The sequence below is a fragment of the Kiloniellales bacterium genome, assembly GCA_030064845.1.
In the GTDB taxonomy this organism is placed as follows: domain Bacteria; phylum Pseudomonadota; class Alphaproteobacteria; order Kiloniellales; family JAKSDN01; genus JASJEC01.
Window position 1 is genome coordinate 1 of record JASJEC010000094.1, and the last position, 10,891, is coordinate 10,891.

The window sequence follows — 10,891 nt, forward strand, 5'->3', positions numbered from 1 at the left end:
GGTCGAGGTGCTGCGCCACCGGCTGCTCGCCGAGGGACTGCAGGTCTTCGAGGGCGCGAAGGTGACCGCGGTCCAGGCGACCGGCGCGGGGGTGCGCGCGACCCTGGACCAGGACGGCGTCGAGCAGACGATCGACGGTAGCCACCTGCTGCTGGCCGCCGGGCGGCGCCCGGTGCACGGCGCACTGGGCCTGGAGGCCGCCGGCGTCGACCACGACGGCGCCGGGATCAAGGTCGACGCGCGGCTGCGCACCTCCAACCCCAAGATCTTCGTCGCCGGCGACGCCGCCGGCGGCCTGCAGTTCACCCACCTGGCGAGCTATCACGCTGGGATCGTTCTGCGCAACGCGCTGTTCCGCCTGCGCGCCAGCGCCGACGGCGCGGCCGTGCCCTGGGTGACCTATACCGAACCCGAGCTGGCCAACGTCGGGCTTACCGAGGCCGCGGCCCGGGAGCGGGACGAGAAGATCAACGTCCTGCGCTGGCCCTTCGCCGAAAACGACCGGGCCCAGGCCGAGCGCCGCACTGAAGGGCTGATCAAGGTAGTGGTCCGGCCGGGCGGCCGGATCCTCGGGGCCGGCATCGCCGGGCCCCACGCCGGCGAGCTGATCCAGCCCTGGACCCTGGCGATCGCGCAGAAGCTCAAGATCGGCGCCATGGCGGGCACCATCGTGCCCTATCCCACCTTCGGCGAGGTCGGCAAGCGGGCCGCGGGCAGCTATTTCATGCCCAAGCTGTTCAGCGAGCGCACCAAGGCGATCGTCCGCTTCCTGGGGCGCTTCGGTTAGGAAAGACCGGGCCACTTCCCCGCTTAGAGTCTCACAAACATGTGAAAAATAGTGCGCTTTCGTTGAATCGCGTCGGGGACACGGGCGTGCGACATTCGAGTCATCGACAGGCGCGGTCCGGGCGGCACGGGAGGAGATCACCGTTCGCGGCGGCGCCGACGCTAGAGCGGGTCATGTCTTGCCGGAAACGCTTCGCGGTTCCGGCAAAGACATGTGAACCCGCTCGATATGAGGTAGTTTGAGCAGATCCAGAGGAGGCTTTGATGATCAAGAAGACCATGGTGGCGCTCAGTGTCGCCACGCTCGCGACCTCGGCCGCCGCGCTGCCGGCTGCCGCGGCGAAGCCCGCCGAGAACCCGGTTCAGCTTGCCGCCTGCAACCCCTGCAACCCCTGTGCGGCTGCAGCCTGCAATCCCTGCAACCCCTGCGCCGCGGCGGCCTGCAACCCCTGCAACCCCTGCGCCGCAGCGACCTGCAATCCCTGTAACCCTTGCGCGGCGGCGACCTGCAACCCCTGCAACCCCTGCGCGGCGCAGTAGCCGTAACCGACTCCGATCCTGGCGCGTCCAGGAGAAGGCGCGACCGCACCCCTTGTGGGCCTCTCCTCCTCGGCGTGCGGCGCGCCTTTTCTTTCTCGGTGAGACCGAACCCCAGGCGTCCCGATGACCGCGGTCGCCGGTAACCGCGCAGCCCCGGCACAGAGGGGTGATTTCGCGCGGAAATTTCCTGCGCCGTGCTGTAAGCTGCCGGTTATGAGCGGCGGCAAAACCAGCCTATCGCCTGTCTTTTCCGGGCTTTCGGCTCGGCTGCTTGTGCTGACCGTGGCCTTCGTCATGCTGGCCGAGGTCCTGATCTACGCGCCCTCGATCGGCCGCTTCCGCAAGGTCTACCTCGAGGAGCGCCTGGCCGACGCCCATATCGCCATCCTGGCCCTCGAGGCGACCCCGAACTTCATGGTCGGCGAGGAGTTGGAGCGCGCGCTGCTCGACCAGGTCGGCGCCGAGATGATCGCGCTGCGCAAGCCCGGCGCCGGCAAGCTCATGCTGATGAGCCTCGAGCCGGAGCGCATCGACCAGACCTTCGACCTTCGGGAGAGCGGCTTCTTCCGACTGATCGGCGACGCCTTCATGACCTTCGTCCACGGCGACCGCATGCTGCGGGTGATCGGCATGTCGCCCAAGGACGAGACCATCACGGTCGAGGTGGTGCTCGAGGAAGCGCCCCTCCGGGCCGCCATGATCGCCTTCTCCCAGCGCATCCTGGCGCTGTCGCTGATCATCTCGCTGTTCTCCGCCGGCCTGGTCTACCTGACCCTGCACCTCCTGATCGTCCGGCCCATGCGGCGGATCACGGAGTCCATGACCGCCTTCCGGGAAGACCCGGAAAGCGCGGCCTCAGCCTTGGACGCAGGCGGCAGCCCGGGGCGCAACGACGAGATCGGCGTCGCCGAGCGCGAGCTGGTCTCGATGCAGGAGGGGCTGCGCGCGGCGCTGCACCAGAAGACCCGGCTGGCGGCGCTCGGCATCGCGGTGACCAAGATCAACCACGACCTCAAGAACATCCTGGCGACGGCCCGGTTGGTCTCGGACCGTATGGCGACCAGCGGGGACCCGGAGGTGCGCCGGACCGCCCCGACGCTGGTCGGCGCGATCGACCGGGCGGTCGACCTCTGCGCCAACACGCTCAGCTTCACCCGCGAGGGCCCAGCCTCGCTCGAGCTGACGCGCTTCGAGCTGGGCGACCTGATCGCCGACGTCGGCGAGGCCCTGCCCGGCCAGGTCAACGGCACGGCGGTCTGGCAGAACCGCCTGGACGAGCCGATCGAGATCGAGGCCGACCGCCAGCAGCTGTTCCGCGTGCTCGCCAACCTGGGGCAGAACGCGATCGAGTCCGGCGCGACGGCGGTCCAGGTGATGGCCTGGCGCGACGACGGCAAGCTGCTGATCGACGTCGCCGACAACGGCCCGGGCTTGGCGCCGCGCGCCAAGGAGAACCTGTTCCAGCCCTTCACCGGCTCGACCCGGGCCGGCGGCACCGGCCTCGGCCTCGCCATCGCCCGCGAGCTGATGCGCGCCCACGGCGGCGCCATCGACCTGCGCAGCTCGACCGGCGAGGGCACCTGTTTCCGGCTCAGCCTGCCACTCAGCCAAGGCGCCCGCTGATGCCTCTGCGTTCAGTCATCCACGTCAAACCAAGGAGAGGGAGGAAGGCATGGCGATGAACCGGTACATGATCGAGCGGGATATCCCCGAGGTCGGCTCGCTGGAGCGCGAGCAGCTGGCGGGCGCGGCGGCCAAGTCCAACGAGGCCCTGGCGCAACTGGCGCCCGACGTGCAGTGGGTCGAGAGCTACGTGGCCGGCGACAAGACCTTCTGCATCTACCTGGCGAAGGACGAGGACGTGATCCGCAAGCACGCCGAGATCAGCGGCTTTCCCGCGACCAAGATCACGCCGATCCGCAAGGTGATCGACCCGACCACCGAGAAGGACGTCTGAGCGCCCTTCTCGGCGCCGGGGGGCGGCCGGCGGCGATGGCCGGACGCGGCCATGACCTCTGATCCTTCGGTGGTTCTCGCCTCGATCCGGGGGCGGGTCCTGCTGGCCATGCTCGCCTTCTCCTTGGCGGCACCCTTCGTCGCCCTCCTGTTCGTCTGGCCGGAGTACCTGGATACCTGGGACATGCCGCTCGAGGATGCGGTGCTGGGTCTGTCGCTCTACCTCCTCCTGGCCGGCCTTCTCGGCGCAGCCGGCCTGAGAGCGGGCTGGGCCCGCCGCTTCTCGCTCGGGGCAAAACCCGGCCGACGGCAGGGGCTGGGCTACGTCCTTCTCGGCATCCCCCTGATCGGCGTGGCGATTTTCAGCATGTATCTGCTCTATCTGCCGCTCTCGCTGGTCGAGCCGGAGTTTGTCGCCTTTTGGCTGCTCAACTCCCCGCCGTTGATCTGGTGGCGCGGCGACCCCGAGGCCCTGCTGGCCAACGGCCTCAACGCCCTGATGCTGGTCGTCGTCGCGCCGGTCATGGAGGAGGTCTTCTTCCGTGGCTTTCTGCTGCACCGCTGGCGGCTGAAGTACGGCGACCGCCGGGCGGTGATCTTCTCGTCCCTGATCTTCGCAATCCTGCACGTGGACATTCTCGGCGGGATGGTGTTCGGCGTCGTCGTGTCGCTGATCGCCATGAGGACCGGCTCGCTGATCGGGCCGATCCTCGCCCACGGCGCGAACAACGCGATCGCCCTCGCGGTGGTGCTCGTCGGGACCGCTCTCCACGGCGGCGTGCCCGCGACCAGCCTCGAAGGATTCCAGGCCCACTGGTGGCTGGCGCCGCTCGGCGCCCTCGTGGGCATCCCCTGGCTCCTGTGGTTCTGCCGGCCTCTGCTCCGGCCGGAGCCGGACACCGCTTAGCGGGAGACCCCCTTGTGTTATTGTGCACTGCAACATAGAGTGTGCACAGAATAACAGCAGCGAGTGTGGGGGAGTACGCGGCCATGAGCGTGATCGGCCAGAGCCAGCCCGGCCGGGAAAAGGCGGTGACCGTCCCGGCGATCCGCAAGCGCAAGGGCGGCCGGCCGCTGGTCTGCCTGACCGCCTATTCGGCGCCCATGGCGCGGGCCCTGGATTCCCACGTCGACCTTCTGCTGGTCGGCGATTCCCTGGCCATGGTGCTCTACGGCCAGGATTCCACCCTCGGCGTCACCCTCGACCAGATGATCGCCCACGGCCGCGCCGTGGCGCGCGGCGCGAAGCGCGCCTGCGTCATCGTCGACATGCCCTTCGGCAGCTATCAGGAATCCCCGGCCCAGGCCTTCCGCAACGCGGCCCGCGTGCTGGCCGAGACCGGCTGCGCCGGCGTCAAGCTGGAGGGCGGCCGCGAGATGGCCGAGACCGTGGCCTTCCTGACCAGAAGGGGCGTGCCGGTGCTGGGCCACGTTGGGCTGATGCCGCAGCAGGTCAACACGCTGGGCGGCTTCCGCACCCAGGGCCGCAGCGCCGAGGAGGCCGAGGCGGTGCTGGCCGACGCCCGCGCCGTCGCCGAGGCCGGCGCCTTCGCCCTGGTGGTCGAGGGGACGGTCGAGGCGGTCGCCCGCCGGGTCACCGAAGAGGTGCCCGTGCCGACCATCGGGATCGGCGCCTCGCCGGCCTGCGACGGCCAGATCCTGGTCACCGAGGACATCCTTGGCCTGACCGGGGCCGACGCCCCGGGCTTCGTCCGGCGCTACGCCGACCTGACCGGCGAGATCGAGGAGGCCGCGCGGCGTTTCGCCGACGACGTCACGACGCGGCGCTTCCCCCCTGCGACGCCGCCCCTCAAGCAGAGGAAGGTGGCCGGGTGACGGTCGCCACCGAAGAAAGGCCCGGCGCCGTGGCGGCCCGGCCGCAAGCGCTGAGGACCCTGCGCCGGGTCGACGCGCTGCGCGACACGGTCGCGCGCTGGCGCCGCTCGGGCCAGCGGATCGGCCTGGTGCCGACCATGGGCGCGCTGCACGACGGCCATCTGGCCCTGGTGCGCCGGGCGCGGGCCGAGTGCGACCGGGTAATCGCGACGCTCTTCGTCAACCCCAAGCAGTTCAACGACGCGGACGACCTCGAGAGCTACCCGCGGGACGAGACGCGGGACGCCGCGCTGCTGCAGGCCGTCGGCACCGACCTGCTCTACGCGCCGACGCTTGGCCAGATCTACCCGGCGGGCTTCCAGACCGTGGTCAGCCTGCCGGCGCTGAGCGCCTGCCTCTGCGGCGCGGCGCGCCCCGGCCACATGGACGGTGTCGCCACGGTGGTCAGCAAGCTGCTCAACCAGGCCGCGCCCGACCTGGCCTACTTCGGCGAGAAGGACTACCAGCAGCTCCTGCTGATCACGCGGATGGCGCGCGACCTGGACATCCCCGTGACCATCCGGGGCGTTGCCACGGTGCGCGAGCCCGACGGCCTGGCGCTCTCCTCGCGCAACGCCCTGCTCGACGCGAAGCAACGCCGCATCGCGCCCGCCCTCTACCGGGTGCTGAGCGACCTGGCCCGCCGCCTCGCGTCCGGCGCCGAGGCCGCGCCTCTGCTCGACGAGGGCCGCCGCACGCTGGCCCGGGCCGGTTTCGACCCGGTCGACTACCTGGAGCTGCGCGACGGCCGCGACCTCGGCCCGCTGGAGCGGGCCGGCGACCACGCCCGCCTCTTCGCCGCCGCCTCGCTCGGCCCGGTCCGCCTGATCGACAACCTCGCGGTGGTCCGCGCCACGGGACCCCGCTGACCCCTCCTCTCTTTGTCATGGCCTGACGTGATCCGGCCATCCAGGGCAACCGCAGGTCACGTGCAGGTATGGATGCCCGGATCAAGTCCGGGCATGACAGTGGAGGTGGGTTGCCGGCTTTGCCGCGAGATCATGCCGGCACTGAAAAACAAAAAAAGGTTTCACCACAGAGACACAGAGAACACAGAGGAAAAACCAAAGGACTCCTTGGCGCGCTTCGCGCGCAACCAAATCCCTTTTTTGGTTCTCGGTGCTCTCTGTGTCTCTGTGGTGAGAAGTGTTGGTCTTAAGCCACAGGCCCGGTCTCGCCCCTGAAGACGTCAGCGATCGAGCCGTCTTTCAACAGGGATCGGAATCGAGCCAACCCTCCTCTTTTTGTCATGGCCGGACTTGATCCGGCCATCCAGGGCCACCGCAGGCCACGTGCAGATCGGATGCCCGGATCAAGTCCGGGCATGACAATTGGGGGTGACGGTGATCGAGGGCTCGGGCGTGTTACAGAAGTTCCCGCGCCTCACCGGCCGTTGCGGCTGATGATCGGGGGGACGCGCTGGGGCTCGGTGTCCCAGGGGAAGAGGATCCAGGTGTCCTGGCTGACCTCGGTGATGAAGGTGTCGACCAGGGGACGGCCGGCGGGCTTGGCGTAGACCGTGGCGAAGTGCGCCTGGGGCAGCATGTTGCGGACCGCCTGCGCCGTCTTGCCCGTATCAACGAGGTCGTCGACGATCAGCCAGCCCGTGCCGTCGCCGGGCACCTTCTTCAGGACCGAGAGCGTTCCGCGCTCCTCGTCGTCGTAGCTGGCGATGCAGACCGTGTCGATCAGGCGGATCTCCAGCTCGCGGGCGACGATCGCGGCCGGAACCAAGCCGCCCCGGGTGACCGCGACGAGGCCCTCCCAGGGGCCCTGCTCCATGACCCGCCAGGCGAGCGCCTTGGCGTGACGGTGCAGTTCTTCCCAGGAAACCGGAAAGGTCTTGGTGTAGGCGGCGGGTTCCGGCATGGCGTGAAGCTCGCGGCAGAAAGGGTCGCGAATTAGACCCGATTGCCCGAACCGCCGCAACGCCGGCAGCGGCGTGGCCTCGTCAGGCGCTCTCTTCGGGGAACGGCACCAGGTAGACGCCGCCGATCTTCCACCCGCCGTCGTCCTGGCGCTCCATGGTGTAGACGGCCATGACCGTCTTGCCGTCGGGCCCGACCAGGCGCACCGCCTGGATGATCGCGCCGGTCTCATCCTTGAGGCCGAGGAACTCGACCTCCTGCGGCCGGTAGACGGCCTGGTAGCCGCCCTTGACCATGGACATGAACCTATCGACCGAACCGAACTTGCGCTGGATATCGGGCGAGGCGTAGGAGAAGGCCTTGTCGCCGTCGTCGGCCCGGAAGGCCTGGATCTGCTGCTCGATCACCGAGCGGATCTTCCGCTCGTCGGTCTCGTCGACGCCGGCGAAAGCGGCGGTGGCCATGAGAAAGAACGAGGCGATAACGAAGACGACGCCGATCAGCCGCGGCGGAATATCGATGTTGCTCATGATTGGCCCTCCCAAAGGCACGCGCCGACCGCGTGCCGGCACAAATCATCTTACGTAGAAATGCACCTCGTGGACCTCGACGCCCGCCACGGTGGTGGCCGAGAGCGAGACGCGATCCTTCGGCAGGCCCATCTCGGCCAGCGCGCGCACCACGGCGTTGACGTCGCCGAGCAGCGCGGCCTCGTCGAGGCGCCCCGCGACGGGCGCGACCGCGACGACGTCGAAGGCGGTCGAGGGCCGCAGTTCGAGCGCCCGGCGCAGGGTGTCGTAGAGCGCCGGCTCGAAGTCGGGCGGCGGCTCGGTGAAGCGGATCACCAGGAGCGGCTCCTTGCGGCCAACCAGCGCCTCGGGGTCGCGCCCGGCCGGGTAGGCGCCGGTGCTCTCCGAGACCAGGAGCGAGAGGTCGCGCGCCTGGCCCTCGGCGCCGAAGCCCCGCCACTCGCCGGGTTGCGTCTGGAACGCCTCCGGCGGTGCATTGCCCGGCCAGTCGGGCCCCTCGGGGAAGGTGCAGGCGGCGGCGAGCGCGAGCAGGAGGGCGGCGGCGACCAAGCGGCCGCGAAGACCCCGCCGGCCCCGTTCCGCCCTGATGCGCGCTGTATGCACTGGTTCCGCCTCTCCCCGCCAATGCTTTGAATGGTAGAGACGCGGGGCGAGACCGGCAAGCACGCCCCAAGAAGGCCCAGGGAAAGGGCGCCGGCCACACCTCTTCGCTTGCCCCGCTAGCGGGCTTCTGTTAAGACACCGCCGCCTCTGGGGATGGTACCCGCGCTCAAAGCGCCTCCACCCTTCCCCGGCCGCTCTCGCGGCATGCGCCCGTAGCTCAACTGGATAGAGCACCTGACTACGGATCAGGAGGTTGGGAGTTCGAATCTTCCCGGGCGCGCCATCATTTCAAAAAGGTCAGTGACCACTTCGGTCAGTGCTGTCCAACGCAGGTTGATAGGGCGCACCCCCTGAGAGGAGCGATTGCAGTCGGCGCACATCGGTCCAGCCATATTCGAAGTGGTCCGGTGCCGGGAGGGAAACTGACTTCGAGGGTGGGCAGCTTGCAGGACAGCTGCTGGCCCGGAGCGGAGATTTGCCTTAAGCCAGCTGTTATTCATCTCATCAGGAACTCACTGCCCAGAAAGAGGACCGCAAACGGTACCGGTGCAACAGCAAGCATGATCGTGAGGAAGAAGACAGGCAGCGAATAGAGCCGGCTAGCGCCCGCGATCAGGGCGATGCCCCCACCTCCGCCGATCAGAAAGTTTCCCGGAACGTTGAAAGCAACAGCAAGGGCGAGGTAGCGGTATCGCAAAAGTAGCGGAACAAATCTATTCGGTGCCCGGCTGGCCAGGAACGACAGTCTTTCTTGTCGGTCCAGCGGCTCAATCTGCTCGAGAAGCTTTGAAGTGCGTCGCAAGCTCAAATAATCCGCCAGCCCGATGAGGCCGGACAAAGGCACGAGTCGTCCTGCCAGAAAGCTAAGGCATAAGCCGGCGACAGTGCAGACATACACAAGAAAGGCGATGGGTGGTCCCAGCATGGTGATCATGGCGAGGCCGATCTCGGCACCTGGCACGAATGGAATGGCCAGCAAAACCGCGTAAAGGGCTGCCGTCAGCATGATCGTGCGGTGCACCATGTCTTCGTTGCCGGCACGAATTTGGAAATCCATCGCGCCTGCGATCTCGTGCACGGCAAGATTAGCTGCAACCAGCAGCAGCACCAGGCAAGTAAGCTTTGCGACTATCCGCCAGGGGAATGGCGTTACCCAGCGTCGGAGCGACATATCAATCTGAGCTTTTAACAGGCGTTGATTGTTTGACCAGTTTTCCCGAGAACTCAAACTTGTTCTCAACTGTCCAGTACCAGCGCCTTATCGTCCACGTAGAAATACCTTCAATCGTGTCTCCCTGAATAGTACCTCGCCAGATGATCTTTGCATCTTTGTAGGGACACTGGGTTTCACTAACAAACTCAGTCTTGTTCCCAAGTTTTCTGATGAAGTACGGACGTGCAGGATACTTGCATCGCTGTTCGCATTCCTTTGAAACAAATGTCCCGTTGGCGAAAACGAACGTGTCCTCGACGTCCTTAGGCTTGCCATGTGGCCCGAGCGCACCGGTAAACGTCATGCCGTCGAGCGGGCCGGATACTGAATTTGTCTTTGTCTCGTTTGCGTCTGCCAGCACCGGCAGCGCGAGCGTGGCAAACGCCAGCCAGCTCGCTGCGATTAGTAAGATCCCTACGAAGCAAGCAAAGACTCGTCCTGTTCGTTGCATGGCGTCACCTCCAGCGAACAAGCCGTTTCATAAGGTCGGATCATACCCCATCGGGTGAGACCTTCAAAATGCAGCAACACTTCAACAGGTTCCGCCAGGCCTTAACCAGTGAGGGAAAACGCAGTGTCATTGGCCCCGGCGAGCATAAATTCGTTTGGGAATCATCGTTGCGTACGTCCGCTGTGGGTCAAACCCGGGCTTTGCAAGCTCCTGCTTTGGACGTCCGCCGTTCAATGCAGAGCGGACCTCAAGGTTCCTCGAGGAAGTATCAGACCGGTCGCGCCCTTCGCAATCGCCTGTCCAGTTTGCCGTCACTCCCGTCTGAATTGTCCACTGGCCGCTGGTCCCCCGCCCCGCTAGCATGAAACAAATGCCATGCGCCGGGTCGGGGGCGTGGGACGGCCGCGTCCTCGCCTGACCCCAACAAATGTAGTCAGGGAGGAGACGCCATGAGACGCACGACGGGCCGCAATTTTCTTTTCGTTCCGGGGCCGACCAACATTCCAGACCGGGTGCAGCGGGCCATGATCGTGGCCATGGAGGACCACCGCTCCTCCAAGTTCCCCGATCTCTCGACCAGCGTGCTGGCCGACCTGAAGAAGGTCTTCAAGACCGACGAGGGGCAGGTCTTCATCTTTCCCTCCTCGGGCACCGGCGCCTGGGAGGCGGCGCTGACCAACACGCTGTCGCCCGGAGACAAGGTGCTGGCGTCGAGCTTCGGCCAGTTCAGCCACCTCTGGATCGACATGGCCCAGCGCCTCGGCTTCGACGTGGTGGTCCAGGAGGTCGAGTGGGGCGAGGGCGTGCCCCTGGCGTGGACCGAAGAGATCCTGCGCGACGACAAGAACCACGAGATCAAGGCGATCCTGGCCTGCCACAACGAGACCGCGACCGGCGTGACCAGCGACATCGGCGGCCTGCGCAAGGTGATGGACGCGGCCGGCCACCCGGCCCTGCTCTGCGCCGACGGCGTCAGCTCGCTCGCCAGCATCGACTTCCGCATGGACGAGTGGCGCGTCGACCTGGCGGTCAGCGGCTCGCAGAAGGGGCTGATGCTGCCGGCCGGCCT

Annotated in this window: 13 protein-coding genes and 1 tRNA gene; 9 read left to right on the forward strand and 5 right to left on the reverse strand. The window is 67.1% G+C overall.

The annotated features are described in order from the left end of the window. From QNJ67_22280 to panC, 7 genes are all read left to right on the forward strand, one after another. Nucleotides 1-787: FAD-dependent oxidoreductase (locus QNJ67_22280; protein MDJ0611717.1), on the forward strand; the 787-nt coding region annotated here is incomplete at its 5' end. A 263-nt stretch (nucleotides 788-1,050) separates the two neighbouring features. Continuing rightward, nucleotides 1,051-1,326 (forward strand): hypothetical protein, encoded by a 276-nt coding sequence (locus QNJ67_22285; GenBank protein MDJ0611718.1) that lies wholly within the window; start codon nucleotides 1,051-1,053, stop codon nucleotides 1,324-1,326. Nucleotides 1,327-1,539: 213 nt separating this feature from the next. After that, entirely contained in the window at nucleotides 1,540-2,949 is a 1,410-nt protein-coding gene (locus QNJ67_22290; GenBank protein ID MDJ0611719.1) for a HAMP domain-containing sensor histidine kinase, read from the forward strand. A gap of 49 nt (nucleotides 2,950-2,998) precedes the next feature. Beyond that, entirely contained in the window at nucleotides 2,999-3,283 is a 285-nt protein-coding gene (locus QNJ67_22295) for a DUF4242 domain-containing protein (GenBank protein ID MDJ0611720.1), read from the forward strand. 51 nt (nucleotides 3,284-3,334) lie between these two features. Then, complete coding sequence (locus QNJ67_22300) at nucleotides 3,335-4,189, forward strand: CPBP family intramembrane metalloprotease (protein ID MDJ0611721.1); 855 nt, start codon at nucleotides 3,335-3,337, stop codon at nucleotides 4,187-4,189. Between the two features lie 83 nt (nucleotides 4,190-4,272). Continuing rightward, nucleotides 4,273-5,118 (forward strand): 3-methyl-2-oxobutanoate hydroxymethyltransferase, encoded by an 846-nt coding sequence (panB, locus tag QNJ67_22305; GenBank protein ID MDJ0611722.1) that lies wholly within the window; start codon nucleotides 4,273-4,275, stop codon nucleotides 5,116-5,118. Continuing rightward, entirely contained in the window at nucleotides 5,115-6,026 is a 912-nt protein-coding gene (panC, locus tag QNJ67_22310; GenBank protein ID MDJ0611723.1) for a pantoate--beta-alanine ligase, read from the forward strand. Before panB ends, panC begins: the two co-directional genes overlap by 4 nt. A 514-nt stretch (nucleotides 6,027-6,540) precedes the next feature. Here the strand turns inward: panC and gpt are convergent. The 3 genes from gpt to QNJ67_22325 all read right to left on the reverse strand — a co-directional run bounded on the left by gpt (nucleotide 6,541) and on the right by QNJ67_22325 (nucleotide 8,158). After that, a complete protein-coding gene (gpt, locus tag QNJ67_22315; protein MDJ0611724.1) occupies nucleotides 6,541-7,026 on the reverse strand; it encodes a xanthine phosphoribosyltransferase in 486 nt (161 codons plus the stop codon). Between the two features lie 82 nt (nucleotides 7,027-7,108). Continuing rightward, nucleotides 7,109-7,555 carry a DUF4864 domain-containing protein gene (locus QNJ67_22320; GenBank protein MDJ0611725.1) on the reverse strand — a complete coding sequence of 149 codons (447 nt, stop codon included), beginning with the start codon at nucleotides 7,553-7,555 and terminating at the stop codon, nucleotides 7,109-7,111. 45 nt (nucleotides 7,556-7,600) lie between these two features. After that, nucleotides 7,601-8,158 (reverse strand): hypothetical protein, encoded by a 558-nt coding sequence (locus QNJ67_22325; GenBank protein ID MDJ0611726.1) that lies wholly within the window; start codon nucleotides 8,156-8,158, stop codon nucleotides 7,601-7,603. Between the two features lie 206 nt (nucleotides 8,159-8,364). Here QNJ67_22325 and QNJ67_22330 point away from each other — a divergent pair. After that, nucleotides 8,365-8,441 (forward strand) — tRNA-Arg (locus QNJ67_22330). Between the two features lie 213 nt (nucleotides 8,442-8,654). Here the strand turns inward: QNJ67_22330 and QNJ67_22335 are convergent. Continuing rightward, nucleotides 8,655-9,266, reverse strand: coding sequence for a hypothetical protein (locus tag QNJ67_22335; protein ID MDJ0611727.1), 612 nt, complete (start codon nucleotides 9,264-9,266; stop codon nucleotides 8,655-8,657). Between the two features lie 64 nt (nucleotides 9,267-9,330). Beyond that, nucleotides 9,331-9,822 (reverse strand): hypothetical protein, encoded by a 492-nt coding sequence (locus QNJ67_22340; GenBank protein MDJ0611728.1) that lies wholly within the window; start codon nucleotides 9,820-9,822, stop codon nucleotides 9,331-9,333. A gap of 449 nt (nucleotides 9,823-10,271) precedes the next feature. Between QNJ67_22340 and QNJ67_22345 the strand changes: the two genes are divergently transcribed. Continuing rightward, nucleotides 10,272-10,891, forward strand: a 620-nt coding sequence (locus tag QNJ67_22345) for an aminotransferase class V-fold PLP-dependent enzyme (protein ID MDJ0611729.1), incomplete at its 3' end; no start/stop codon positions are given.